The 25,480-nt window shown below is 55.0% G+C and carries 20 protein-coding genes and 1 pseudogene; 13 read left to right on the top strand and 8 right to left on the bottom strand.

The features are described from left to right. Nucleotides 1-30: 30 nt before the first annotated feature. A complete protein-coding gene (locus tag ABLV11_RS02575; RefSeq protein ID WP_163528882.1) occupies nucleotides 31-1,743 on the bottom strand; it encodes an ABC-F family ATP-binding cassette domain-containing protein in 1,713 nt (570 codons plus the stop codon). 982 nt (nucleotides 1,744-2,725) lie between these two features. On the opposite strand from ABLV11_RS02575, the gene ABLV11_RS02570 reads away from it, so the two are divergent. Beyond that, nucleotides 2,726-3,400, top strand: coding sequence for a response regulator (locus tag ABLV11_RS02570; RefSeq protein WP_016807809.1), 675 nt, complete (start codon nucleotides 2,726-2,728; stop codon nucleotides 3,398-3,400). A gap of 61 nt (nucleotides 3,401-3,461) precedes the next feature. Here ABLV11_RS02570 and ABLV11_RS02565 read toward each other — a convergent pair whose 3' ends face one another. From ABLV11_RS02565 to ABLV11_RS02555, 3 genes are all read right to left on the bottom strand, one after another. Continuing rightward, on the bottom strand, nucleotides 3,462-5,159 hold the full coding sequence (locus ABLV11_RS02565) for an NAD-dependent malic enzyme (RefSeq protein ID WP_224329701.1): 1,698 nt from the start codon (nucleotides 5,157-5,159) through the stop codon (nucleotides 3,462-3,464). Nucleotides 5,160-5,343: 184 nt separating this feature from the next. Then, a complete protein-coding gene (sra, locus tag ABLV11_RS02560; RefSeq protein WP_004101955.1) occupies nucleotides 5,344-5,484 on the bottom strand; it encodes a stationary-phase-induced ribosome-associated protein in 141 nt (46 codons plus the stop codon). 303 nt (nucleotides 5,485-5,787) lie between these two features. Further along, nucleotides 5,788-6,639, bottom strand: a complete 852-nt coding sequence (locus tag ABLV11_RS02555; protein ID WP_201520599.1) for a Vmh family MBL fold metallo-hydrolase — start codon at nucleotides 6,637-6,639, stop codon at nucleotides 5,788-5,790. A 113-nt stretch (nucleotides 6,640-6,752) separates the two neighbouring features. Between ABLV11_RS02555 and ABLV11_RS02550 the strand changes: the two genes are divergently transcribed. From ABLV11_RS02550 to ABLV11_RS02520, 7 genes and pseudogenes are all read left to right on the top strand, one after another. Then, complete coding sequence (locus ABLV11_RS02550; protein ID WP_126489104.1) at nucleotides 6,753-7,655, top strand: LysR family transcriptional regulator; 903 nt, start codon at nucleotides 6,753-6,755, stop codon at nucleotides 7,653-7,655. Continuing rightward, nucleotides 7,655-8,134 carry a GNAT family N-acetyltransferase gene (locus ABLV11_RS02545; protein WP_032728230.1) on the top strand — a complete coding sequence of 160 codons (480 nt, stop codon included), beginning with the start codon at nucleotides 7,655-7,657 and terminating at the stop codon, nucleotides 8,132-8,134. Before ABLV11_RS02550 ends, ABLV11_RS02545 begins: the two co-directional genes overlap by 1 nt. 79 nt (nucleotides 8,135-8,213) lie before the next feature. After that, nucleotides 8,214-8,645, top strand: coding sequence for an OsmC family protein (locus tag ABLV11_RS02540; protein WP_004101962.1), 432 nt, complete (start codon nucleotides 8,214-8,216; stop codon nucleotides 8,643-8,645). Nucleotides 8,646-8,757: 112 nt separating this feature from the next. Then, nucleotides 8,758-9,627 (top strand): oxygenase MpaB family protein, encoded by an 870-nt coding sequence (locus ABLV11_RS02535; protein WP_105890267.1) that lies wholly within the window; start codon nucleotides 8,758-8,760, stop codon nucleotides 9,625-9,627. Nucleotides 9,628-9,828: 201 nt separating this feature from the next. Continuing rightward, nucleotides 9,829-10,734, top strand: coding sequence for a cation diffusion facilitator family transporter (locus ABLV11_RS02530; protein ID WP_064344721.1), 906 nt, complete (start codon nucleotides 9,829-9,831; stop codon nucleotides 10,732-10,734). Nucleotides 10,735-11,060: 326 nt separating this feature from the next. Continuing rightward, nucleotides 11,061-11,977 (top strand): annotated as a pseudogene (locus ABLV11_RS02525) (bestrophin family ion channel). Between the two features lie 190 nt (nucleotides 11,978-12,167). Beyond that, nucleotides 12,168-14,468 carry an FdhF/YdeP family oxidoreductase gene (locus ABLV11_RS02520; protein WP_126489105.1) on the top strand — a complete coding sequence of 767 codons (2,301 nt, stop codon included), beginning with the start codon at nucleotides 12,168-12,170 and terminating at the stop codon, nucleotides 14,466-14,468. Between the two features lie 42 nt (nucleotides 14,469-14,510). Here ABLV11_RS02520 and ABLV11_RS02515 read toward each other — a convergent pair whose 3' ends face one another. Both ABLV11_RS02515 and ABLV11_RS02510 read right to left on the bottom strand, forming a co-directional pair. Continuing rightward, a complete protein-coding gene (locus tag ABLV11_RS02515; protein ID WP_004101976.1) occupies nucleotides 14,511-15,128 on the bottom strand; it encodes a LysE family translocator in 618 nt (205 codons plus the stop codon). 84 nt (nucleotides 15,129-15,212) lie between these two features. After that, on the bottom strand, nucleotides 15,213-16,025 hold the full coding sequence (locus tag ABLV11_RS02510; protein ID WP_126489106.1) for an AraC family transcriptional regulator: 813 nt from the start codon (nucleotides 16,023-16,025) through the stop codon (nucleotides 15,213-15,215). 156 nt (nucleotides 16,026-16,181) lie between these two features. On the opposite strand from ABLV11_RS02510, the gene ABLV11_RS02505 reads away from it, so the two are divergent. Continuing rightward, nucleotides 16,182-17,087, top strand: a complete 906-nt coding sequence (locus tag ABLV11_RS02505; protein WP_004101980.1) for a LysR family transcriptional regulator — start codon at nucleotides 16,182-16,184, stop codon at nucleotides 17,085-17,087. Here ABLV11_RS02505 and ABLV11_RS02500 read toward each other — a convergent pair. Next, entirely contained in the window at nucleotides 17,084-17,983 is a 900-nt protein-coding gene (locus ABLV11_RS02500) for a LysR family transcriptional regulator (RefSeq protein ID WP_049095759.1), read from the bottom strand. The genes ABLV11_RS02505 and ABLV11_RS02500 overlap by 4 nt on opposite strands. 104 nt (nucleotides 17,984-18,087) lie before the next feature. On the opposite strand from ABLV11_RS02500, the gene ABLV11_RS02495 reads away from it, so the two are divergent. Beyond that, entirely contained in the window at nucleotides 18,088-19,251 is a 1,164-nt protein-coding gene (locus tag ABLV11_RS02495; protein WP_049095758.1) for an MFS transporter, read from the top strand. A 17-nt stretch (nucleotides 19,252-19,268) separates the two neighbouring features. Here the strand turns inward: ABLV11_RS02495 and ABLV11_RS02490 are convergent, their stop codons facing one another. After that, nucleotides 19,269-20,678: an MFS transporter gene (locus ABLV11_RS02490; RefSeq protein ID WP_126489107.1), complete on the bottom strand. Its 1,410-nt coding sequence runs from the start codon at nucleotides 20,676-20,678 to the stop codon at nucleotides 19,269-19,271. Nucleotides 20,679-20,967: 289 nt separating this feature from the next. Between ABLV11_RS02490 and ABLV11_RS02485 the strand changes: the two genes are divergently transcribed. From ABLV11_RS02485 to mgtA, 3 genes are all read left to right on the top strand, one after another. Beyond that, nucleotides 20,968-21,480 carry an anti-virulence regulator CigR family protein gene (locus ABLV11_RS02485; protein WP_070557596.1) on the top strand — a complete coding sequence of 171 codons (513 nt, stop codon included), beginning with the start codon at nucleotides 20,968-20,970 and terminating at the stop codon, nucleotides 21,478-21,480. 413 nt (nucleotides 21,481-21,893) lie between these two features. Next, entirely contained in the window at nucleotides 21,894-22,589 is a 696-nt protein-coding gene (locus ABLV11_RS02480) for an MgtC family protein (RefSeq protein ID WP_094298938.1), read from the top strand. A 155-nt stretch (nucleotides 22,590-22,744) separates the two neighbouring features. Then, nucleotides 22,745-25,477 (top strand): magnesium-translocating P-type ATPase, encoded by a 2,733-nt coding sequence (gene mgtA / locus ABLV11_RS02475; protein ID WP_126489108.1) that lies wholly within the window; start codon nucleotides 22,745-22,747, stop codon nucleotides 25,475-25,477. Nucleotides 25,478-25,480 lie beyond the last annotated feature (3 nt).

Below are 25,480 nucleotides of genomic sequence, written 5' to 3'. Positions count from 1 at the left end.
GCGCAGCGGGCTGCGCCGGGGAACAAACATTTAGCTTAGCAAAGCGTTGAGGGTGGCTATCTCCTTACGCCACTGCGCCTGCAGCTGCGGTTTTTGATGTTTTGGTTTACGGGCCAGATCGTCGGCCAGCAGTTGCTCAAGCGACACTAACCGTTCCAGCAGCGTATCATGGTCTTCCTCCGCTTCGCGGCGGTTCTCCGCCACGACCTCCGGGGCCGGACAACGAACGGCGGTGCGTAAAACCTCATACACCTCTTCGGCGCTGTGCCATTCGCTCAGCCCGCGCTCGTCAATAAGCCAGAAGCGATTGCAGCTATGGTTAATGAGTTCGCGGTCGTGGCTCACCAGCAGCAGTCCGCCTGGGTAGTCGCACAACGTTCTTGCCAGCGCTGTTTTGCCGTCCATATCCAGATGGTTGGTTGGCTCATCCAGAAGCAGCAGGCTATAGCAGGCCAGAGACAGGCCGACAAATAGCAGACGCGAACGCTCGCCGCCGCTTAAGGTGGCGACCTTTTGCCCGTGACGAGCCCAGCTAAATCCGGCTGAGATCAGCGCCCGCTTGCGCGCGTCCGCCGCCGGCTCAAAAGGCTCCAGCGCGTCGAGAAGCGTGTCGTCATCCGCAAGCTGATGCAGGGTCTGATCGTAATAACCCGGTTTCAGCCGCGGGTGCAGGCGTAAGCCGTCCTCCGCTGATTCCTGCTGCATATGTCGCCACAGTAGACGCAGCAGGGAGGATTTCCCGCCGCCGTTACGGCCCATTACCGCGACCCGATCGCCGCTTTTCAGACGAGCCAGACCCGCAGTAAACAGGACCGGCAGACCCGGCGCGGGCGGGACGGGAAGCTGATCCATCTCCAGCAGCCTGTCTGCCCGCAGCATGTCGCCGCGCAGCGTTAGCCGCCAGGGTGTTCCGGCGGTGAGATCGGTTTGGCTCTCCTTCAGGCGCTGAACCTGCTTTTCCATCTGCTTAGCTTTACGCGAGAGATCTTCGTTGTCATAGGTGCGCCCCCAGATAGCCAGTCGTTTGGCGCTGGCGGCGACCCGGTCAATCTCTTTTTGCTCGGCTTTATGGCGCAGCGCATCGCTGGCATCTCGCTCATCCAGCGCCTGACGGGCAGCGCTGCAGGGCAGGGAGAAGGCATGCAGGGTTTTGTCGCGCAGGATCCAACTCGCATTAGTTACAGCATCCAGTAAGATGTTGTCATGAGACACCAGAATGAAACTCCCCTGCCAGGTTTGCAAGAAGCTTTCCAGCCACAGGAGGGTCGGCAGGTCGAGGTGGTTTCCCGGTTCGTCCAACAGCAGGAGATCCGGTTGCTGAATCAGCGCCCTGGCAAGCAGCAGCCGGGTATGCTGACCGCCGCTCAGGGTTGATGCCCGCTGCCGGGCTTCATCGGCCGTAAAGCCCATCTCCGCCAGCAGCCGCTCCGCTTGCCAGCGCTGGTTCTCTCGCTCAAGGGCGGGAAGTTTTTCCAGGACCACCTGTAGCAGAGGTTGCGCTAACAGCGTATCGGGTAGATGCTGTTCCACCCGTGCCATCAGGCAGTGGCTGGCCAGCGCCACGCTGCCCCCATTCGGAATCATCGTGCCGTCCAGCACTCTAAGCAGGGTACTTTTTCCGCAGCCGTTATAGCCAATCAGGCCAATGCGGTCGCCTTTTTTGAGGGTAAAGGAGAGGTTTGTGAACAGCGGGCCAAACGCCGTATCAACATGGAGAGATTGTGCAGTTAGTAATGTACTCATGGTGAACTTACTCAAGAGTTACAGGCATGTTTATGCCTCGTCAAACATCGCTGACGATAACCCGGTAAGCCCGAGGGAAGGGATTCAGTCTTTGGTTTCTTCGCTCAAGCTGAAGTTATCGCAGCACGATACCGATAACGCTTGAGCAGGTGCGATCGCCAAATGCACGTGAAAAAAACATTTCACGGTACGACATGGGATCCTCCTTTTTTTATTCAGTAAGTTGATAGGTGCAGGCAGTGTAATGGGTGAAATCCGTTTTGGCTAGCGATCCGTTTACGCCGGGCACGCTTTTGCCACTAACATCCTGGGCGCTTGAACCCTATCAGGCTTAGCAGCGCTGCTTTGGCGCAACGCAAAAGCGATAACGCAGAAGAATTATTCATGGAATCAATATAACTTATGTAATCTCGCTCATTTCATAATCGATTCGACAGAAAAGAAGAATATTTCCGCTACCAATTGATATATATCATTATTTCTCTGCAAACTGTAATGGTTCAAAACCAATTATTTGTCATACCTATAGCTATTTATGCTTCAGATACAATGAATATCGGGTTTATATACTTTAAAAACCGGGTTCGCTGTTTTCATGCTGCTAAATAAATCTGTTTGCTTAGATTTTGATCATCAATAGCTAACGTTGAATAAGCCACGGCATGTGGTTTAATATTTGTTTCGTCTGTATAAGCCTGGCGAGATAATCTGACAGCAGGACTGATTATCCTCAATAAACGTTAGCCAGGCCGTTTCCTGAGATAACTATATCAATTGTCTGGTGCTTTATATCCTTATAAAGCGCTTTGGATTTTTATTCGCCGTGAGCCGGGTTTATGAAAATTTAATTATCACCGCTAAAAACTATTTATTAGCGTTTTTAATGCCGCATGCTACTTAACGTACAGCAACAGCCGCACAATATAGTTATTAAAAAATAAAAAGGTCACGCCTGTTAATTACTATCGAAATAGGGGGGGAGATGCGCATACTTGTCTTTGCGGATAAGGCTCTGCTGCGTCATCATTTGAAAGTACAGCTAACGCAGCAAGGGCATATCGTCGATGATGCACAAAACGTCAAGGAAGCGAATTACTATATCGTAGAGTATCCGCCTGACATCGCAATTATTGATCTGGACGCGACAAGTGAAGCGGGTCTGGCTCTGATCCGCGACTGGCGCGGCCAGGGGGTTTCTGTACCGATATTGGTTATGAGCGCAGGCGAGTGCTGGCAGGATTGCGTTAACGCCCTCAACGCCGGTGCGGACAACCACATCCGTAAGCCATTTCATATTGATATTATGGTTGCGCGTATCAATGCGCTTTTTCGCCGCAACTATGGATTGTCATCAGAATTAATCTCAATACCGCCATTTCTGCTAAATCTTTCGCGTCGGGAATTGTCGGTAAATGGTGTTACGTTAAATCTGACCGCTTTTGAATATATTATTATGGAAACATTAATCCGCAACTGCGGTAAAGTTACCAGCAAGGATGATCTTATGCGCCAGCTGTATGCAGAAGGAGAGCTATATTGCAGCAGTTCACTAATGGTCCTTATTGGGCGGATACGTAAAAAGATTCGGGCGTGTTATTCATCTGAGTCCATCGTGACGATTCGCCGGCAGGGCTATAGATTTGATATCAAAAAATAGCGAACCAGAGAATTATTTCCCAGGTAACCAGGAGCATTAACGCTCCCGGTTACGCTAGTGGTTATATTGACGTCCGGCGATAGTTGCGATATTCCGGCTGCCAGAAGTTATCGGCGATCGCCTGCAGCAGCGCTTCGGCGGAGGTTTTCACCGCCACGCCTTGCTCCTGGGCAATTTTACCCACCGCAAAAGCGATAGCGCGCGAAACGCTCTGGATATCTTTCAGTTCCGGCAGAACCGGACCTTCACCGTTATTCACCAGCGGCGAATGTTTCGCCAGCGTTTCGCTGGCGGCCATCAGCATCTCATCGGTCACGCGCGAAGCGCCTGAAGCGATAACCCCAAGGCCGATCCCCGGGAAGATATAGGAGTTGTTACACTGGGCGATGACGTACTGCTTGCCTTTGAGCGTTACCGGAGCGAACGGACTGCCGGTAGCGACCAGCGCTTCTCCGTCGGTCCAACTGAGGATATTTTGCGGCGTGGCTTCCACCCTTGAGGTCGGGTTTGACAGCGGCATCACGATTGGTCGTGGGCAATGCTTATGCATCTCGCGGATAATCTCTTCGGTGAACAGCCCAGGCTGCCCGGAGACGCCGATCAGGATATCCGGTTTTACATTTCGCACCACGTCAAGCAGCGACAGCATGTCACTGGTGGTGTCCCACTCTTGCAGGTGTTCGCGTTTCTGCACCAGTTTGCTCTGGAACGGCAGAAGATTTGGCATCGCATCCGTGAGCAGACCGAAACGGTCAACCATAAATACGCGTTTGCGGGCTTCTTCTTCGCTTAACCCTTCGCGCTGGATCTGGGCGACGATCTGCTCCGCGATACCGCAGCCTGCGGAACCGGCGCCGAGGAAGACAATTTTCTGCTCGCTCAGCTGACTGCCCGCGCCGCGGCTGGCGGCAATCAGCGTACCGACGGTGACCGAGGCGGTGCCCTGGATATCATCGTTGAAGGAGCAGATTTCGTGGCGATAGCGGTTAAGCAGCGGCATAGCGTTTTTCTGCGCGAAGTCTTCGAACTGCAGCAGCACATCCGGCCAGCGGGCTTTAATCGCCTGAATAACATCGTCAACAAACTGGTAATACTCATCGTCGGTAATACGCGGGTGGCGCCAGCCCATGTATAACGGATCGTCGAGCAGTTGCTGATTATTGGTGCCCACGTCAAGAACGACCGGCAGGGTGTAGGCCGGGCTGATCCCCCCGCAGGTGGTATACAGCGACAGTTTGCCGATAGGAATGCCCATTCCGCCGATGCCCTGGTCGCCGAGGCCGAGAATACGTTCGCCATCGGTCATCACGATAACCTTAACGTTATGGTTCGGTACGTTTTGCAGAATATCGTCGAGATTATTGCGGTTCTGGTAAGAGATAAACACGCCGCGGGCGCGACGATAGATCTCAGAGAAGCGTTCACAGGCGGCGCCGACGGTCGGGGTATAGATGACCGGCATCATTTCATCGAGGTGGTTGCCGACCAGACGGTAGAACAGGGTTTCGTTGGTATCCTGAATGTTGCGCAGGTAAATGTGCTTGTCGATCTCGGTTTTAAATCCCTGGTATTGGATCCACGCGCGTTCGGCCTGCTCTTCGATGGTTTCGACCACTTCCGGCAGCAGGCCCAGCAGATTAAAGCTGCTGCGCTCTTCCATGCTGAAGGCGCTGCCCTTATTGAGCAGCGGAAATTCAAGCAGCACGGGGCCGGCGTAAGGGATGTAAAGAGAGCGGTTTTTCTTATGAGTGAATTGCATCGCACTAACTCCTTGATAATCGCTTCAGCCCGGGCGCGGCGACAGGCGGGGGGCTGGCAGGGAATGGCAGCGGGCAGAGTATAAAGCAGAAGACATCAAAGGAGGGTAAACATGAGGGGGATAGTCTTAAAAAAACACCATCCTGGAGAAAGGACGGTGTTTTTATCATCACTTAGCTGAAAGATTAGCCACCGCGGCGCTTGCGGCCGGTGGCGCGAACATGGTTAACCGTGGTTTCCGCATCGCCTTCCAGCAGGACCTTTTTCTGCTGAGAAAGTTTGTAGTTCAGACCAAGAAGATGACGTGCCTGTTGGTTCGATTTCATTCTTACTCCTTTATCCTGTGTCGGTTTCAAGGACAAGCCCGACGACTGTCGGACGAAATTTAACCCTCAATACGCCGCTTATTTTTCACGCGGCGATCATTAGCGTGGCCCATTTTGCCGGGATTGGCAACATTGAGACGGCACAATCAGCCTCATTTTCAGAGTGGTCCGGGGTCACTCTGCTTCTGCGGATCGTGCCCGGTAAGGCGTTCGCCTTTCCGGGCCGACGGGCGGGTGGCGGGTTTACCCCCTGGATATAGCATTAACCTTCACCAGGCAGAAATCCCCGCGTAATACCCAGACTTACCACTTCATTTCGCCGGTATTCACTTTGGCGCTCAGCTCCAGCGAACTCTCTTCCGCGAGCCCCGGCCAGCGCTGTTTCATCGCCTTAATGACGACAGCGGAATCTTTATGCTCTTTGAGCGCCTGCTCAAACTGGGTCAAATAATCGCGAGTAAAAGTAATCGCCCGGTCACCGGCTGGCGGCGTGCCGAGATAATGGCCGGGGATCACCTGCTGCGGATGCAACGCGGCCATCTCGTCGAGCGTATTTATCCACTGCTGACGGCTTTCGACGCTCTGAGTGTCCGCCGTCCAGACGTGCATACCCCACGCCACGCCGGTACCGCCAAGAATGGCTTTATTCGCCGGGATCCACACATAGGCGGCATAATTTTGCGGCTGGCGGATCTCAACCTTTTCGCCGTCGATAGTGAAGGTATTAGCCGTCAGCTCCTGCGGGACATAAACCAGGGTCGGCGCGCCGTCCTTCATCTGCGGGCCCCAGTACGCCAGTTTGGCCTGCTTGGTGGCGTTAATGTGTTTAACCACTTCTGCGGTTGCCACCACTTTGGCTTCCGGGAACGCTTTGACCAGCGGCTGCAGGCCAAAATAGAAATCCGGATCGCCGGAAGTAATCACGATGCGGGTCAGTTTTTTACCGCTTTTCTGAATCATTTCAACCAGCTTCTCGCCATCCTTCACGCTGAACTGAGCGTCAAACAACACCGCTTCATGCGGGCCGGAGGCGAGGGTGGAGTTAACCGCGAAAATACCGTTCTCCTGCGGGTTATAGGTTTGCAACGTTAAAGGGGCTGCCAGAACTGAAGCGCTGAACAGCGTAGTGGCGATGGCAAGGGCAGATAATTTCATGTTCGTTTCTCTTCGTCAGGTGAATAAGCGCTATTTTACGGATTTCCTGATTTGCGAAAATTCCTGAAAAAAGAGATGCTGAGTTTCATAAAACGTGCAGATGGAATCAAGTTATGGATCGAGTCATTGCCGCGCAGGTCTATATGCGTATTTGTGAGCTGGGAAGCTTAAGCGCCGCTGCGCGGGCGCTGGGGATGTCGCGGCCGATGGTGAGCCGCTATCTTGAACAGATGGAGCAGTGGGCTGGCACCCGGCTGGTTCATCGCTCTACCCGCAAGCTGACGCTCACGGCTGCGGGGGAAAAGGTACTGCAAAAAACGCGCACCCTGACGCAGCTGTCGGATGAGATCGCCGGGCAGAGTGAACGAGCGATCCCCAGCGGAACGCTGCGCGTAGCCTGCGCTCATTTTACCGCGATGCAGCTGATTTCTCCGCTTTTGCCCGATTTTCTCGCCCGCTATCCGCAGCTGCGTCTTGAGCTGGATATCAACAATCATCCGGTAAGCCTGATAGGCGAAAGGATCGACGTGGCGATTCGGATCACCGACAATCCGGAGCCGGGAGCTATCGCCCGCCGTCTCGGCGTTTGCCGTTCGGTGCTGTGCGCGTCGCCGCGCTGGCTACAGCAGAATGGGCCGCTGCAAACGCCGGACGATCTCACTCGCCACAACTGCCTGCATTACAGCCATTTTGCCAGTCAGACCTGGCAGTTTAGCGACCCCAGCGGCGAAAGCGTGGCGGTGGCGGTTTCCGGCAACCTTAGCGCCGGGATCTCCTCGCTGTTGATGGAGGCGGCGGTAGCCGGCTGCGGCATCGCAATGCTGCCGGAGCTGGAGGCGCAGCGGGCGCTCAACAGCGGGGCGCTGAAACAGGTTTTACCGACCTGGCGGCCAAAAGCCTTAAACGTGTATGGGATTTATCTCTCGCGGGACTACCAGCCGAGCGCGCTGCCGCTGTTTCTTGAAGAGATTCAGCAAAAACTGGCGCAACCTAACGATATAGAAGGACCCTTGTGATGATTGTTATTCGCCCAATGCGCGATGAAGAGTACGCCGCGTACCTGAACTATTTTATTGCCGATTATGCGGCGGAGATCGCGACCAATTACGCGCTTTCTCCGGAGGCGGCATTGGCCCAGGCGCAGCGCGAAATTGCCGAGGATCTGCCCGATGGCGTCAATACTCACGGCCAGGCTTTACGCTGCTTATTCGATGAAATTGACGGTATAGAAAAGCGGGTTGGCTATCTCTGGTATAAGCCTGACGCAGAAATACGCTCCGCCTTTATCTGTGATTTTTATATTTTTCCGTCCTTGCAGGGGCAGGGATTGGGTAAACAAGCGATGGCGGCTTTTGAGCATGAATTAAAAAACCTGGGTATCCGCCAAATAAAACTGCGCGTCGCCGGCGATAATCCGCGCGCTCGCCGACTCTATGAAGTCACCGGGTTTCGCGTTACCGGCATCAATATGAGTAAAAATATCGCTGCGGATTGATCCTAAAATCGCCGCGTGCCGCCCAAATGCGTAAGGGAGTCTATACTTAACCCTTTCATGTCACAAAAGGAGCGATATCATGGCAATCCATAAGAAAGGTCAGGCGCATTGGGAAGGGGATCTAAAAAGCGGTAAAGGAACCGTCTCTACCGAGAGCGGCGCGCTGAACCAGCAGCCTTATGGTTTTAACACCCGGTTTGAGGGTGTGAAGGGGACTAACCCGGAAGAGCTTATCGGCGCCGCCCATGCCGCCTGTTTTTCCATGGCGCTATCGCTGATGCTGAGCGAAGAGGGCTACACCGCGACCTCCATTGATACCGTGGCAGTGGTAACGCTGGATAAATCCGGCGGCGGTTTCGCCATTACCCAGATCGCGCTACAGAGCAAAATCGTGCTGCCAGGCATTGAGGCCGACGCGTTTGACAGCATTATTCAGAAAGCAAAAGCCGGTTGTCCGGTTTCTCAGGTGTTGAATGCTGAGATAACCCTCGATTATCAGCTCAATTCCTGACCTCTCGGGTGCCCGCGTTCAGCGGGCGCTCTCCTTTAAAGCTGTTTCAGGACAATGCCCCCGCCGTTGATTAATGTTATCTTTCTTGCTCACGAATGAGAGCAGGTGGGTCATGATCAGCATACGCGGAACGATTGAAGCTCAGGTTCTGGGCTTAACCGGCATGGCGCTAAAAGAGATCGATTTTGAACATCCCAAAGGCGAACCGGGGCTTTTTGGGCCGCAGTCGGCTATCTGGCAGGTTCACGGCGATTTCACTTCCATGCTCTGCGGCGGGGTCAGCGCGCTGTTGTTACAAATGCTGCATCCGCTGGCCCTGGCGGGCGTCTGGGATCACTCAAATTTCCGTGAAGATATCTTTGGCCGCCTGCGCCGCACCAGCCAGTTTATTTCCGCCACCACCTTTGGCACCACCGCCGATGCCGAACGGTTGATTGCAAAAGTACAGGAGATCCATCTGCGGGTAGGCGGCCAGGACAAAGACGGCACGCCCTATCAGGCCAGCGATCCACACTTGCTGACCTGGGTACACGTCGCCGAATGCAGCAGCTTTATGGCCTCGCATCTGCGCTACAAGCGGACCGTGGTCAGCGCCGCGCGTCAGGAGCAATACTATGAGGAAGCGGCCGAAGTTGCCCGTCGCCTCGGGGCGCGGGATATCCCGCAGACGCCGCGGCAGATTGCTGATTACCTGCAGGATATGCGGCCGGCGCTGCGCTGCGATGAGCGAACCCAGGAAGTTGCCCACGTTCTGCTGTCGACCCGTCTGCCGGGCCTTATGAGCCGGCCGGTGGGGCGAATAATGATGCGCGCCGGAATTGACCTGCTGCCGCCGTGGGCGCAGGAGATGCTTAATTTGCCGATGAGTACGCTACAGCGGCACAGCGCGCGGTTTGCGGTTCACGGCGTCGCTCGCATACTGCGCGCCTCGGTGCGCAACGGCGCGTATCATTGCGCAATGCGCCGGATGAATCAGTTTTAATTTTGCCCCTTTGTTGAATACGCGAAAACATAGCCATGGCTATTATTGATATGGCTATGTTGTTTAAAAACAAACTATTCTCATTTATATATTTAAGGTAAGAAGAAATAATTAAACACTCTCTTAATGGCGGCGACTTATTCAGGAAAAATTAAGCCTGAACGCGTAGTCTGGCTCTTTTTCTTCGGGGAAGTGTCGGTAATGAAAATAAGTAACGATAAGCAGCGTTCCCAGGTTGCGCGTAAAACGACGCTGGTCAGCGTGATGGTCAATCTCTTTTTATCCAGTTTTCAGATACTGGCCGGGATATTCTCCGGCTCGCAGGGCTTAATCGCCGATGGTATTCACTCTCTTTCCGATTTGGTGGCCGATTTCGTTGTGCTGTTGGCCAATAAAAAAAGCGGCAAACCTTCGGATAGCGACCATCACTACGGGCACCGGCGCTATGAAAACGGCGCTTCACTGGTGATTGGCGCGCTGCTGTTACTGGTTGGTGCGGGTATGCTGTGGTCTGCTTGCGGCAAACTACTGCAACCGGAATCTATTCAGAGTGTGCATATTACCGCGCTGTGGGTGGCGCTCGCCGCGCTGACCGCCAAAGAGATTTTATTCCGCTATATGCTAAGGGCGGCTAAGCAAATCCAGTCCTCTATGCTAATTGCCAACGCCTGGCACGCCCGCTCGGACGCCGCGTCTTCGGTAGTCGTTGCGGTCGGCATCATCGGTAATCTGGCCGGTTACGCCTGGTTTGACCCGGTGGCCGCACTGGTTGTCGGCGCGCTGGTCACCCGCATGGGCTATACCTTTTCGTCTGACGCCCTCCATGACCTGATGGATCGGTCAGTGGATAGCGATAGCGAGCGGCAAATAATCGCCACTATCCTGGCAACGCCCGGCGTCGTGGCGCTGCACGACCTGAAAACCCGTCGTGCCGGGGATTTGATCCTGGTCGATGTGCATGTCGAAGTACCCGGGCATTTATCGGTAGCGGAGGGGCACGATATTGCGCTGCTGGTGCGGACCCGGGTGCTAAGCCACCATAACGTTCTGCATATGATGATTCATATTGACCCGTGTCGCGCAGAGAGCGACGCGATTGTCGCGTAAATTATTCCCCTGGATATTCGAGGGTTATGTCGGATTGCGGATAATATTGCCTGCGAAATAAAAAAGGACCATAATTCAGCGGCTATTCTTTCATCGCTGATAAATAGCCGGCTGACACAATGTCGTGTTTTTAAACAATATAAGAAACCAATCGGTTAATAGAAACGCTCTATAGCCTGAATAATTCAAGTTACAGGAAGACGGCGGCGCAGGGAGTCCCCAGAATCTGACTTCTGTCAGCGAATGGGGTGCGAGGAAAGCCAATGTCCAGGTAACTTGCCGTTTGACAGGGATATTAACCGTGCGAAATTTCAGGAAGTAATACAATGATTATCCGGCCAGAACAACACTGGTTCCTTCGCTTGTTTGACTGGCACGGCTCCGTGCTGTCTAAAATTGTTTTTCGCCTGCTGCTTAACGTAATGATGTCGATTATCGCCATCATTAGCTATCAATGGTATGAGCGGCTGGGGATCCATCTTACCGTCGCGCCGTTTAGCCTGCTGGGGATCGCCATCGCTATTTTCCTCGGATTTCGCAATAGCGCCGGATATAACCGCTTTGTTGAAGCGCGCAATTTATGGGGGACGGTGCTGATTGCCCAGAGAACGCTGGTGCGCCAGCTGAAAAATATTCTGCCGACGGAAAGCGCAGCCCATCAACGCCTGGTGAGCTATCTGGTGGCGTTTAGCTGGAGTCTGAAGCATCAGCTGCGTAAGACGGATCCGAGCGCTGATTTAGCACGTCTGCTGCCGCCGCACAGCGTGAAGGAAATTCTCGCCAGCTCGATGCCGACCAACCGTATTCTGCTGCTGGCAGGTGATGAGCTGGGGCGTCTGCGCGCAGAAGGGAAGATTGGCGATATCACCTTCAACCTGATGGACAATAAACTTGATGAGCTGGGCCACGCGCTGGGGGCTGCGAGCGGCTGGCCAGCACCCCGGTGCCCTTTGCCTATACGCTTATTTTGCAGCGCACGGTGTATCTGTTCTGCGCGCTGCTGCCGTTTGCGCTGGTCGGCGATCTTCACTATATGACGCCGTTCGTGTCGGTGTTTATCTCCTACACCTTCCTGTCGTGGGATTCGCTGGCGGAGGAACTGGAAGATCCGTTCGGTACCGCCGCTAACGATTTGCCGCTGAACGCGATGTGTAACAACATTGAGCGCAACCTGCTGGATATGACCGGACAGTATCCTTTACCCGATAAGCTTGAGCCGGATCGTTACTACAATCTGACCTGATTTTGTATGTTTATTATTCGTTAAATAAGTTAAATCTAACGCGTGATAGATAACATTGATTATACAGTAATGGCCCTGATTGTTATGCTTTCGTTAATAAAACGCCCGCTATTTTGACGGATAGCGGGTGATAAGACATCAGGCGGAATTTCACCTGCAATCCGCCGCCGAAAGCGCATCAGGAGTTAACATGAGTAATAGAAGACGCGTCGTTCCCGGCGTCCATCCCTATGATGGTCCGGCGGGCGGCTGGGGTGCCTTAAAAGCCACCGCGATCGCCGTGCGTACGCAAATGGACGCGCTCGATGCTCCCGCCACGCTGCTGCGGACCAATCAGCCGGATGGTTTTGATTGCCCTGGCTGCGCCTGGCCCGACAAAGAGCATAAATCGACGTTTCAGTTCTGCGAAAACGGCGCCAAAGCGGTGACCTGGGAAGCCACCAGTAAACGGGTCACGGCTGAGTTTCTCGCGGCTAACACCGTGACGTCGCTGCTGGCGAGGAGTGATTTCGAGCTGGAAGGCTACGGGCGATTAACTCAGCCTCTGGCCTATGATAAGGACAGCGATACCCTGCGTCCTGTCTCATGGGAAGCGGCGTTTGCCCGTATCGGCGCCATTCTCCGGACGCTGCAGCCTCATGAAGTCGAGTTCTATACCTCCGGACGCGCCTCTAACGAAGCGGCCTTCCTGTTCCAGCTGTTCGCCCGCGAATATGGCACCAACAACTTTCCGGACTGCTCCAATATGTGCCATGAGTCGACCAGCGTCGGCCTGCCGCAGTCCATCGGTATCGGTAAAGGGACGGTCTCACTTGATGATTTTGAAAAGACCGAGCTGGTGATTTCTATCGGCCACAATCCCGGAACCAACCATCCGCGCATGATGGGCACGCTGCACGAACTGGCGCGCCGGGGCGTGCCGATTATCGTCTTCAATCCGCTAAAAGAGCGGGCGCTGGAACGTTTCGCCGATCCGCAGAACGTCATTGAGATGGCGACCTACAGCTCAACCAACATTGCATCGACTTACTTCCAGGTCAAAGCGGGAGGCGACGCGGCGGCGCTTAAGGGCATCGCGAAGGCGCTGCTGCAGCTGGAAGCAGAGCAGGGCAAAGTGCTGGATCGGGCGTTTATCGATGAGCATACGCTGGGCTTTACCGACTTTGCGCAGGATCTACAGGCGACGCAGTGGCAGGATATCGAGCGCGAGTCGGGTTTAACGCGGGGCGATCTTGAACGGGTAGCGGCGGCCTATGCCAAATCTCACGCCACCATTATCACCTACGGCATGGGCATTACCCAGCATAATAAGGGCACCGCTAACGTCCGCCTGATAGCCGACCTGCTGTTGATGCGCGGCAATATCGGTAAGCCGGGTGCCGGAATCTGCCCGCTGCGCGGACACTCCAACGTGCAGGGTAACCGCACCGTCGGCATCACGGAAAAGCCGAGCCCCCAGTTTCTGGCCAACCTGCAGCGGGTGTTTAGTTTTACGCCGCCGCAGGAGCATGGTCATGATGCGGTAAAAGCGCTGCAGGCGATGATCGAGGGTGAATCGAAAGCGCTTCTCTGCCTGGGTGGTAACTTCGCGGTGGCTATGCCGGATAGCGAACGGGCTTTTCCGGCGATGCGGGGACTGGATTTGAGCGTGCATATTGGCACCAAGCTCAATCGTTCGCATCTTCTGGTGGCGAAAGAGACAATCATCCTGCCGTGTCTTGGGCGAACCGAACTCGATCTGCAGGAGACGGGACGGCAGTCGATCACCGTCGAAGATTCGATGTCGATGGTGCATGCATCGTCGGGCAAACTGAAACCCGGTTCGCCTGAACTGCGCTCGGAACCGGCGATTGTTGCCGGGATGGCCATGGCGACGCTGACGGAGAGCAAAATTAACTGGCTGGCGCTGGTCGCCGACTACGATCGGATCCGCGATCTGATTGAACAGACCATCCCCGGCTTTGACCACTACAATCAGCGCATTCGCCATCCCGGCGGCTTTCGCATGCCGCTGCCGCCGACGGAGCGTATCTGGCCCACGCCGACCGGCAAAGCGATGTTTTCCGTTTTCGACGGGGTGCACGAAAACCAGCAGGTAGAAGGGTATGAGGTGATGCGCCTGGTGACGCTGCGCAGCCACGATCAATACAACACCACCATCTATGCCATGGACGATCGCTATCGCGGCGTGTTTGGCCGTCGCGACGTGCTCTTTATGAACGAACAGGATATGGCTGAGCTGGGATTTGAACACGGCGACCGGGTGGATATCCGCTCCGCGCTGCCGGGCCACCATCAGCGGCTGGAAGATATCACGCTGGTTGCCTACAACATCGCCCCGGGCACCGTTGCGGCCTACTACCCTGAAGCTAACGTTCTGGTTCCTCTGGATTACCTTGATAAAGAGAGTGGAACGCCATCGTATAAATCGGCGCCCGTGCGCTTAACCTTGCGCTCGAAAGAGATTCGCGCGCTGACAGGGCTTCGCTAACCCTTTTTGCCCACGGCGATCGTCGCGTCGTGGGCAAAATCGCTACCTCTGCGCCAGAATGAGCTTAACCCCCAGCCCGACGAAACCGGCGGCAAAGCAGGCTCTCAGCCCCTGTAAAACCCCCGGACGCGTCAGCACGTATCCGCGCATCGCCGCAGAAAAGGCGCCGTAGAGCAGAAAAATCAGCAGCGTCATCAGCATAAACACAGCGCTCAGGATCAGCATTTCGCCGATCGGCGACGTCGAGTTGCGCTGGATAAACTGCGGCAGAAAGGCGAGAAAGAAGAGCGGTAGTTTGGGGTTGAGCAAATTGATCAGGATCGCGTGGCTGATGACCTGACGCGAGTTGCGTTGCTCGATGCCTGTCACGCTCAGGCTCCCGCGCTGGGTCAGGGTGGCCCACGCCAGATACAGCAGCCAGGCAACGCCGGCGTACTTAACCAGCTCGAATGCGCCTGGCGTACTGTGGAGGATGGCCGCCAGCCCGGTTATCGCCGCCAGCATATGTGGAATAATGCCCAGCGTGCAGCCGACGGCCGCGGCAAAACTCATGCGTCTGCCCGCCGTCAGGCCGGTGGCAATGGTGTAAAGCGTCCCGGTACCGGGAGCGATGACGACGATAAGCGACGTTAAGAGAAACTCAGGGCTGATAAATGCCATGATGTCTTCCTGTGGGAGAGAATCGAGGCCCTGAGTATTTCGCAAAGCGCCGCGCGGGTATTGAACAAAATTGCACAGTTTCAGCTAGCGGCTCGCCTGAACGATAGCCTGGTAGCTGCCCGGCGTGACGGCAAACTGTTTTTGAAATGCGCGGGTCAGGTGGCTTTGGTCGGCGAAACCGGCCATGAAGGCGGTATCGGCGAGGGAGTGACCCTCCATCAGCAGACAACGCGCCAGACGAACGCGGGACTGTATCAGATAGGCGTGCGGCGTGATGCCGGTCGCGCGCGCGAAGCCGCGGATCAGCTGAAAGCGGCTGAGACCGCAAAGCCTGGCAAGCGCCTCAAGAGAGATTTTCTCTTCGGGGGCATCATCGAGATATTGTCTGGCCAGCACGATGGCGGGGGAGCCGATTTTGCCCGGCCGCCTGGCGCAGAGATGAAATTGGCAAACCTGCATCAGGCAGAGCAGCAGCGCTTCTTCCACGGCGGCGTCATCCGGCGCGCTGGCAACGATCTCGCGAAACAGCCGCTGCATTTGCCCGCGCAGCATCGGGTCTCCGACTACCGGGCGCAGGAGGATCTCTTCAGCCTTCATCTCTCCCTGCAACTCGTCAACGAGACGCTCAGGATCGAGATAGACCATCTGCCAGCTGCGCGGGCCATCCAGCGGAATACCATCGTGCATCTCGCCCGGATTAACCATAATGATATCTCCGGCGACGGCCTCAATTTTGCCCAGATGGCTCCATGAATGCTGCGCGCCCTGAGTGAAAATCCCGATACCGAACTGGTCGTGGGAATGGCGCGGAAAGCGCTGATCCGTGACTAACGATATGGCTTCCAGGCCTGGCATGGCCAGCCGGTGCTGCTGAACGTAATGAAGGCGAGTTTTCAACGGTTTCTCCTGCCGGTGCATCCCATGAGTGTAGCCTCAGGCACGCAGGACGAGCAACGGTCGACCGGCGCTTGAATTTCATCAACGCTGAACATAACATTTAACTAACATTTTGCCTGCTGCACCGGCAGCAGATTGCGCAAACAGTGGATGATAATGGATATTAAACAGCTTAAGTACCTGATTGCGCTCGACAGAACACGACATTTTGGCCAGGCCGCAGCGGCGTGCCACATTACTCAGCCTACGTTATCAATGCGTATTCGAAATCTCGAAGAAGAGCTCAATTTAACCCTTATCCAGCGCGGACAGCGCTTTGAAGGATTTACCCCGGAGGGCGAGCGTATTCTGGCCTGGGCGCGAGCGCTGCTGGCGGCGCATGACGGGTTAGAAGCCGAGGCGGCTATCTGTCGGGGGCAGATGGTCGGCCAGCTAAGGGTGGGGATGGTGCCTTTAGCCAGCCTTAATCCGATGCAGTTGATAAAACCGCTGGCGGAGAACTATCCGGAGCTGCAGTTCAGCCTGCTGTCCATGACGTCGGAACAGATTATCGACGGCGTCAGCCGCAACCAGCTGGATTTAGGGATCTGCTACCTGCACCACGTCGATAGCCAACTGTTCAACGTGCTCTGGCTGCCGCATACGCGTATGGGGCTGCTGCATGATAAACGTCATTATCAGTTTACCGATGCGACGCCGGAGTGGGAGACGCTGGCCGCGCTGCCGCTGGGCTTTCTGACCAAGGGCATGTACTACCGAGAATCGATTGAAATGAGCTTTAAGGCCAAGGGACTGGCGCCAAAATACGTTTTTGAAAGCGATTCAACGTTTCAGATCATCCAGGCGGTGCAGGCCGGGATCTGCTGCGCGATTATGCCGCTGAATAACGGACTGGAAGCGTTAAGCGATAACCTGGAAATCAGGCCGATCGCCGAAACGGAGGTCGACTCGATGCTGGCGCTGATCATGCGCAACAAAGAGCCGGTGTCGTCGCTGGCGGAAAAATGCTTTGCCGATGCCCAGGCGATTTTTAGCGAACGCCAGCAGGATGAAGGCGCTTAGCCTGCCATCTGCCTCTGGATAAATTCAAGCCAGGCGCGCATTCTGGCGGGCATAAAATGGCGCTCCCGATAGAGGGCTGAAAGCTGTAACGGCGCCGGCGGTAACTCAAGCGTGACTTCCTGTAGCTCCCCGCGATTAATAAACGGGCGGCAGGGTTGTTCCCCCAGAATAGCGAATCCGACACCGGCAAGAGCGGCATGCAGCGCCATTTCGCCGCTGTTGACGCGATAGTGCCCGTTGACGTTAACCTTTTTAAAGCTCCCGTCCGCCGCGGCAAACTGCCAGGCTTGCCCCGCGAGGGCGCTGACGGTGGTTATACAGGGTAGCGAGGTTAATTGCTCGCTGTCTGTCGGCATACCCGTTCTGGCGATCAGCTGCGGAGAAGCGACCACGCAGCAGGGAAACGAAAAGAGCGGGCGCGCAATAACGCTGATGTCTTCCATTTTGCCGCGAGTGATGATCACCGCAATATCCACATCCTCTTTTAACACCTCCATGCCCGCCAGATTAGTCGTACAGCTCACGGTTATTTTTGGATAGCGCAGGGCAAATTGCGCCATTAGCGGCGCAAACAGCGAGGGGCCAATTTCGTTAGGGAGACACAGGCGTAGGAGCCCTTCGGGTTCAGCCTGCTGTTGCGTTAGCTCAGCTTCCGTAGCGGCTAGCTGCTCCAGCACGGGTCGCATACTGGCGAGCAGCGTCTGACCGGCAGAGGTCAGCTTCATATGTCGGGTACTGCGCTGTATCAAGCGCAGCTGAAGGCTCTGCTCAAGCTGGGATATCTGTCGGCTCACGTTCGATGAGGGCATCTGCAGCGCTTTTGCGCCGGCGCTAAACGAGCCATTTTCCGCCACGGTGACGAAGACCCGTAGGGCGTTGAGATCCAATCTTTTCACTCTCGATTATCCCAATTTTGATAACTAACAACCCCATTTTTACCGTCTTATGTCCGGTTTTACCAGACGCTAGACTCCCCGTATTACACAGTCAGGAGTGTTACATGCCCGGATATCTGGTACGAATAACGTTGATCATGGCTTTTGTTCAATTCATCAACGCGCTCGAATATATGATTTTTAATCCCTTATTTGCCTGGATGGCGGCGACGTTTCAGGTGCCGGTAAGCCAGGCGGGTTACGTCACCGGCATTTATACGCTGGCTTCCGTCATTGCGGGGGTCAGCGTCTGGCGATGGGTCGGTAACGTTAAACCGCAGCGCTTTTTGCTCTGCAACATGGCCCTGCTGGGAGGGTTAACGATAATGACGCTGACCACCACCAGTTTTAGCGGATTGTTGTTTTGGCGTTTTCTCGCCGGTCTGGTCGGCGGAACAACGATGGGGGTGGGCAGCAGTTTGCTGGTCAACATTATGCCAGCACACCTGCGTCCTCGGGCGTTGGCCTCAACGATTGCCGCATTCTCGCTGGTCAGCATCGTCGGCATGCCGACGATGTTATTTCTCAGTGAAAAAATCGGCTGGCAGATAGCCCCCGCGACGATCGGCGGACTCTGCCTGATTGCGTTGCCACTGATAAAACTCGCGCTGCCGGAACAGCCCGTTGCGGCGAACCGTCAGGCAGATTTGCGCTGGTCTTCATCGGTGCTGTTTTACGCCTCCGGCAACGCCCTCGCGCAGTTCAGTGCGATGTTAATCATTCCGCTGCTGGTTCCGTTACTGACGGCGAAAATGGGGGTCAGCGGCGATCAATTACCGTGGATCTTTTTCGCTGGCGGACTGGCGGGGCTGTGCGCCACTAAACTCACCGGCAAGCTATGCCAGCATTACAGCGGCTACTGCATCAGCCTGCTGGCCAGTCTGCTGTTTATACTGAGCCTGAGCATCGCTTTTACCTTCAACCACGGCGGCGGGCTGTTTATGGTGTTGTTTCTGGCGGCCGCCTACTGTCGCCTGGTGGCCTCATCGGCAGTGGCGATGCGTTTTCCAGAGGATGGCGCCAGGGCGGGGTTTACCCTTTTACAGAATACCCTGATGTCATTAAGTACGGCGGCGGCTTTTCTGCTTTCGTCATGGTTGTTATCGGTTGCCGGGAACGGCGTGCGGGCGATGAATGGGATATTGCTGCTCTGCGCCCTGAGCGCATTGCCGCTGCCGTGGCTACTACGGGTTCAGGAGAAAAAATTAGCCGCGCGCGCCGCCGGTTAAACCGGCGGCGGCAGTCATCAAATATTCTCCAGGCTAATCCCTCGGGTTTTTGGTCCAAAGATGCCTACTGAAAGCATCACCATCAGCATGCTGGCGACGATAAAGCTAATTACCCCGGGTGTACCGGCGTATTGCAGAATAATGCCGATCAAAATGCTGGTGATCGCCGTGGACAGGCGGCTAAAGGAGTAGCAAAAGCCGACCGCCCGCGCGCGAATATGGGTCGGGAAAACTTCGGCCTGGTAGGCGTGATAGCTAATGGTCAGCCAGGCGTTTGACCAGGTGATCATAAACCCGCAGATCACCAGCAGCACCGGACTGTTCTGAAGCGCAAACAGGGTACCAAATACCACCGTCATCAGCGCGGAAAACACAATTTGCCATTTGTTTTCAAAACGATGGACGAAGCGGGTACAAAACAGGCAGCCAATCGGATAGGCGAGGGTAATAAAAAACGCATACAGCAGGCTGTGGGTGATGCTCGCTCCCTGGCCGGAAAGCAGGGCCGGTAGCCAGTTGCCGAAGCCAAAGAAGCCGATGGCCTGGAAGAAGTTCATCACCATCAGCATAATCGTGCGTTTGCGGTACTGCGGCGCCCAGATCGCTTTAAAACTTCCCAGCCTGCGCGGATGATCCTGCGTCTGCACCTGATGGCGCGGCGAGGGAGAAACGCCGCAGCGCTGTTCCATTTCGCACATGACCTTATGGGCCTCATCATGGCGGCCCTTTTCCTCCAGCCAGCGCGCCGATTCCGGCAGCTTCTTGCGGATGACCCAGATGATCAATGAGCAGAGCGCGCCGAAGATAATCACCCAGCGCCAGCCGGTCAGGCCAAAAAGGGTAATCGGCACCAGCATCCACGACATCAGCGCCACGGCGGGAACCGATAAAAACTGAATAAAGAAGGCGAAAGCGAAGGCTTTATTGCGCAGATGCGTCGGCACCCATTCGCTTAAGTAAGTGTCGATGGTCACCAGCTCAATACCGAGACCGATGCCCACCAGAAAGCGGCAGAAGATAACCCCTTCAGCGCTGCTTTGCAGGGCCATCATCAGGGAAAACACGCCGTACCAGGCGAGGGCGAACATAAACGTCAGGCGGCGGCCCAGTTTGTCCGCCAGCGGCGCAAGCAGGCTGGCGCCGATAAACAGCCCCATAAAGGTGGACGAGGCGAAGGCGGCCTGGTCTGAAATCCCGAAAATACCCTGTTCGCCGGTATGGAAAATATTCTCTGCCAGCAGCCCGGTACTGATATAACCGGTCTGAAAAAGATCGTAGAGCTCGAAGAAACCGCCCAGCGCCAGAAGGGTGATAAAAGACCACAGGCCAACGGAGGCGGGCAGCGCATCAATGCGAGCGGTCAGGCTGGAGTGGGAGCGTCCCGGAGAGGCGAACGCGGCGTCGCCCAGGACCTGGGTGGTAGACATATTATTATTTTCCTTAGATGAAATGTTTGCCTGCTAATGTTATTTGATTGTTAATGGTTTTAAATTTTTAATCGCATCGGGGAAAAGGCATTTGCAGAATAAAATAATGTGAATATGGTTTGGTTGGCGTTGTATGCTGGTTTCTGCGTTTGACCCGCCCGCAGGTTGAAGGAATTCACCATCATGCCGCTAAGTTTTGACCAGGATTTCATTTAGGAAAACGAGAAATTGTTGCGCTGAGGTTATTCATCTACATTCAAAGCGAGTACTCCCACTCAGGAAAAAAATCATGTCCAGAAAGCAAGTTCTGCAAGCGGCGCTGGCGGCGGCGCTTTCGCTGACCATGATAGCGACGCCTGTTTTCGCCAATCCCGGTAACGGCAATGGCGGCGGTAATCATGGTAATAGCGGTAACCATGGGAATAACGGTAACAACGGCAATAGCGGTAAAAACAACGTTGATAAGGGCAACCTGGGTCATAAAGAAGGAAACCCGGGGCAGAGAAAAAATTACGGCAAACCCGATCATGTCTCTGCCGATATCAGCTTCTCCAGAGCGCGCTCGCTGGCGGTTAATTATGGCTTAACCGGCTATCAGTCGCTGCCGCCGGGAATCGCCAAAAATCTGGCTCGCGGAAAACCTCTGCCGCCGGGGATTGCCAAAAAAGCGGTTCCGGCATCGATGCTTAACGAACTGCCGTACTATCCTGGCTATGAATGGCGCGTGGTGGGCCAGGATTTGGTGCTAATCGCGCTGAGTACGGCGATCGTGACGTCGATAATTAATGGCGTCTTTGATTAGTAAATTAACCCCGGTTCGCGCCGGGGTTAAGGTTATCGTGGCGGGAGTTGCGCATTAAGGTCATTCTAAACAAATCGTCACTAAAGCGAGATTTTAACTTTACTCGAATAATTGAATGACTATAATGAGCACAAATTCACACAGGAGAAATATGTTGGACAGTCACCCTTACTTAAACATCAAGGCAAGCTGACGCTATTTTTTCTGCGCTGCTTGCCAACCGGCGGGCAGCAATCTCCTCATCCAGACGATTGCATCCCATAAAAAATAACGCAGCATGGCTGCGAGGATAATCGTCATGTTCATGTTTAAAAATACATTATTCCCTCCACCGTCAACACGACGTTAATCGCCTTCCGGGCGACAATTTGTCGTGTGCTTAATGAAGCACATAGTTAATTCTTCCAGCAAAAATGGAGGAAACTATGTTGATGTTTCCTTATATCGCAAATTTACTCGCCGCGATGCTGTTGGGCGCGCTGATTGGCGCTGAAAGACAGTGGCGTCAGCGTATGGCCGGCCTGCGCACCAACTCGCTGGTCGCCACCGGCGCGGCGGTTTTTATTCTGAGCTCCATTTCAACATCGCCGGACAGCCCCGGACGTATTGCCGCGCAGGTGGTATCCGGAATTGGTTTTCTCGGCGCCGGCGTCATCATGCGTGAAGGCATGAACGTGCGCGGCCTGAATACCGCCGCAACCCTGTGGTGCTCTGCGGCGATTGGTGTACTATGCGGTTTAGGCCAGTTCTGGCAAGCAGCGGCGGCAACGCTGATAATCCTCTGCGCCAATATTCTACTGCGCGAAGCGGCGCAGAGAATTAATCAGATCCCCGGCGCGACAGAAGAAGAGAAATGCTACGTTCTGAATATTGTCTGTCAAAGCGAATATGAAAACGCGATTCGTCAGCTATTGCTTAATATCAGTAAAGAGATGACGCTCAGCCTTCAGGGACTGGTGTCGACGGCAGCAAAAGAACAAGGGCATAAAGAAATCCGCATCGAACTGGTGGGAAATACCGACTGTCGAAAAGCGCGAGATCTCATTATGACAAGAATTGGCGGGGACGAAAAGATTACGTCAGTCCGCTGGTGCGTCGAGGGGAGTTAACTTCGTGACTATTTCACTCTGACAATCATTTGTCTAAGGAGGGAATGATGGATATTCCCAGGCGATTAAAGTAATAAGCGTTTAATAACGTAAAAATGAATTATGCATAAGTCATTTATGCAGGGATAACGACGTCTTAAATTTGAGGATTAATCATGACTGACATGAAAATAGAAAACCGGAAAATAAACCGGTCTGCGTCAGAAAATGATAAGCAGCATAAAAATAGCTTCGCCATTGAAACCGAGGCATTTAACAGCCCGGATCATACGCTGGCGCGGTTAAACAGCAGTCGCCACGGGCTCACCACCGAAGATGCCCTTGAACGACTGGATGAATACGGCCGCAATGAAGTGGCGCATGAGCAGGCGCCGCCGGCGTTGATCCAGCTTTTTCAGGCATTCAATAACCCGTTTATCTATGTCCTGATGGCGCTGGCCGCCGTCAGCTTCGTGACCGATTACTGGCTACCGCTGCGTAACGGCGAAGAGACCGATCTGACCGGGATCATCATTATCGTCACGATGGTTAGCCTGAGCGGGTTATTGCGTTTCTGGCAGGAGTTTCGCACCAACAAAGCGGCGCAGGCGCTGAAATCCATGGTCCGCACCACGGCGACGGTGCTGCGTCGCGGTCCCGGGAATATGGGGCCGGTGCAGGAAGAAATTGCCATTGAGGAGCTGGTGCCCGGGGATATCATCTTCCTGGCGGCGGGGGATCTGGTTCCGGCAGACGTCCGCCTGCTGGAATCCCGGGACCTGTTTGTCAGCCAGTCGATACTCAGCGGCGAGTCGCTGCCGGTTGAAAAGTATGACGTTCTGGCCAGCGTTTCCGGTAAAGGATGCGACAGGCTTCCCGAGCCGAACAAAGATAAAAGCCTGCTGGAGATGGGCAATATCTGTCTGATGGGCACTAACGTGACCAGCGGCAGGGCACAGGCGGTGGTGGTGGCCACCGGAAACCGTACCTGGTTTGGTTCGCTGGCGAAATCCATCGTCGGCACGCGTACTCAGACGGCGTTCGACCGCGGGGTAAACAGCGTCAGCTGGCTGCTGATCCGCTTTATGCTGGTGATGGTACCGATTGTGCTGCTGATTAACGGCTTCAGCAAAGGTGATTGGGTTGAAGCCTCGCTGTTCGCCCTGGCGGTAGCGGTTGGCCTGACGCCGGAAATGCTGCCGATGATCGTCAGCTCCAACCTGGCGAAAGGCGCTATCGCCATGTCGCGGCGCAAAGTGATCGTCAAGCGGCTGAACGCCATCCAGAACTTTGGCGCTATGGACGTGCTGTGTACCGATAAAACCGGTACGCTAACTCAGGACAATATCATCCTTGAGCATCACCTTGATGTCAGCGGTCATGAGAGCGACCGGGTGCTGACGCTGGCCTGGCTTAACAGCAGCAGCCAGAGCGGGGCGCGCAACCTGATGGACCGGGCGGTGCTGCGCTTTGGCGAGGGGCGGATTGCGCCAGCGACCAAAGAGCGTTTTGTCAAACTTGATGAACTGCCGTTTGATTTTGTCCGCCGTCGGGTCTCGGTGTCGGTGGAAGATGTCCGCCACGGTGACAAAAGCCTGATCTGCAAAGGCGCGGTCGAAGAGATGCTGATGGTCGCCACGCATCTTCGTGAAGGCGATAACGTTGTGGCGCTGGATGAAACCCGACGCGATCTGCTGTTAGCCAAAACGAAGGACTATAACGCCCAGGGCTTCCGCGTGCTGCTGGTCGCAACCCGCAAGCTGGATGACTCCGCGCTGACCACGCCGCTATGCACCGCCGATGAGCAGGGATTGACGGTTGAAGGGATGCTGACTTTCCTCGATCCGCCGAAAGAGAGCGCGGGAAAAGCCATTACCGCGCTGCGCGATAACGGCGTGGCGGTGAAAGTGCTGACCGGCGATAACCCGGTGGTTACGGCGCGTATTTGCCTGGAAGTGGGTATCGATGCCCACGGTATTCTGACCGGCGCCCAGATTGAAGCGATGACGGATCGCGACCTGGAGCGAGAAGTGGAAACGCGCTCGGTATTCGCGAAGCTGACGCCGCTGCAGAAGTCGCGCATCCTGAAAACGCTGCAGAAAAACGGCCACACCGTCGGTTTTCTCGGCGACGGCATCAACGATGCGCCAGCCCTGCGCGATGCGGACGTCGGCATTTCGGTTGACAGCGCGGCGGATATCGCCAAAGAGGCATCGGATATCATCCTGCTGGAAAAGGATCTGATGGTGCTGGAAGAAGGGGTGATCAAAGGACGTGAGACGTTCGGCAATATCATTAAGTACCTGAATATGACTGCCAGTTCTAACTTCGGCAACGTCTTCTCGGTACTGGTGGCCAGCGCGTTTATTCCGTTCCTGCCGATGCTGGCGATTCATCTGCTGATTCAGAACCTGATGTACGATCTCTCCCAGCTCTCGCTGCCGTGGGACAAAATGGACAAAGAGTTTCTGCGCAAGCCGCGCAAGTGGGATGCGAAGAATATCGGCCGTTTTATGCTGTGGATTGGCCCAACCTCGTCCATTTTTGATATCACCACCTTCGCGCTGATGTGGTACGTGTTTGCAGCAAATCACGTCGAAGCCCAGGCGCTGTTCCAGTCCGGGTGGTTTATTGAAGGACTGCTGTCGCAAACGCTGGTGGTGCATATGCTGAGAACGCAGAAAATTCCGTTTATCCAGAGCCGGGCGACCTTGCCGGTGCTGCTCACCACCGCGGTGATTATGGCTATCGGGATCTACATTCCGTTCTCGCCGCTGGGAGCGATGGTCGGACTGGAGCCGCTACCGCTGAGCTACTTCCCATGGCTGGTCGCGACGCTGCTCAGCTATTGCCTGGTAGCGCAGGGCATGAAGCGTTTCTATATCAAACGTTTCGGTCAGTGGTTCTGATGA

The sequence above is a fragment of the Klebsiella sp. GW_Kp181 genome (assembly GCF_040062315.1).
GTDB classification, from domain to species: Bacteria; Pseudomonadota; Gammaproteobacteria; order Enterobacterales; family Enterobacteriaceae; genus Klebsiella; species Klebsiella oxytoca.
Note: the sequence above shows the minus strand (reverse complement) of the source record. Positions and strands in the feature narration are given on the sequence as shown.

Excerpts from the sequence above, each read along its gene's own strand:
- ABLV11_RS02575 (WP_163528882.1), bottom strand. The coding sequence starts at position 1,743 with ATGAGTACATTACTAACTGCACAATCTCTCCATGTTGATACGGCGTTT.
- ABLV11_RS02570 (WP_016807809.1), top strand. The coding sequence starts at position 2,726 with ATGCGCATACTTGTCTTTGCGGATAAGGCTCTGCTGCGTCATCATTTG.
- ABLV11_RS02565 (WP_224329701.1), bottom strand. The coding sequence starts at position 5,159 with ATGCAATTCACTCATAAGAAAAACCGCTCTCTTTACATCCCTTACGCC.
- sra (WP_004101955.1), bottom strand. The coding sequence starts at position 5,484 with ATGAAATCGAACCAACAGGCACGTCATCTTCTTGGTCTGAACTACAAA.
- ABLV11_RS02555 (WP_201520599.1), bottom strand. The coding sequence starts at position 6,639 with ATGAAATTATCTGCCCTTGCCATCGCCACTACGCTGTTCAGCGCTTCA.
- ABLV11_RS02550 (WP_126489104.1), top strand. The coding sequence starts at position 6,753 with ATGGATCGAGTCATTGCCGCGCAGGTCTATATGCGTATTTGTGAGCTG.
- ABLV11_RS02545 (WP_032728230.1), top strand. The coding sequence starts at position 7,655 with ATGATTGTTATTCGCCCAATGCGCGATGAAGAGTACGCCGCGTACCTG.
- ABLV11_RS02540 (WP_004101962.1), top strand. The coding sequence starts at position 8,214 with ATGGCAATCCATAAGAAAGGTCAGGCGCATTGGGAAGGGGATCTAAAA.
- ABLV11_RS02535 (WP_105890267.1), top strand. The coding sequence starts at position 8,758 with ATGATCAGCATACGCGGAACGATTGAAGCTCAGGTTCTGGGCTTAACC.
- ABLV11_RS02530 (WP_064344721.1), top strand. The coding sequence starts at position 9,829 with ATGAAAATAAGTAACGATAAGCAGCGTTCCCAGGTTGCGCGTAAAACG.
- ABLV11_RS02520 (WP_126489105.1), top strand. The coding sequence starts at position 12,168 with ATGAGTAATAGAAGACGCGTCGTTCCCGGCGTCCATCCCTATGATGGT.
- ABLV11_RS02515 (WP_004101976.1), bottom strand. The coding sequence starts at position 15,128 with ATGGCATTTATCAGCCCTGAGTTTCTCTTAACGTCGCTTATCGTCGTC.
- ABLV11_RS02505 (WP_004101980.1), top strand. The coding sequence starts at position 16,182 with ATGGATATTAAACAGCTTAAGTACCTGATTGCGCTCGACAGAACACGA.
- ABLV11_RS02495 (WP_049095758.1), top strand. The coding sequence starts at position 18,088 with ATGCCCGGATATCTGGTACGAATAACGTTGATCATGGCTTTTGTTCAA.
- ABLV11_RS02490 (WP_126489107.1), bottom strand. The coding sequence starts at position 20,678 with ATGTCTACCACCCAGGTCCTGGGCGACGCCGCGTTCGCCTCTCCGGGA.
- ABLV11_RS02485 (WP_070557596.1), top strand. The coding sequence starts at position 20,968 with ATGTCCAGAAAGCAAGTTCTGCAAGCGGCGCTGGCGGCGGCGCTTTCG.
- ABLV11_RS02480 (WP_094298938.1), top strand. The coding sequence starts at position 21,894 with ATGGAGGAAACTATGTTGATGTTTCCTTATATCGCAAATTTACTCGCC.
- mgtA (WP_126489108.1), top strand. The coding sequence starts at position 22,745 with ATGACTGACATGAAAATAGAAAACCGGAAAATAAACCGGTCTGCGTCA.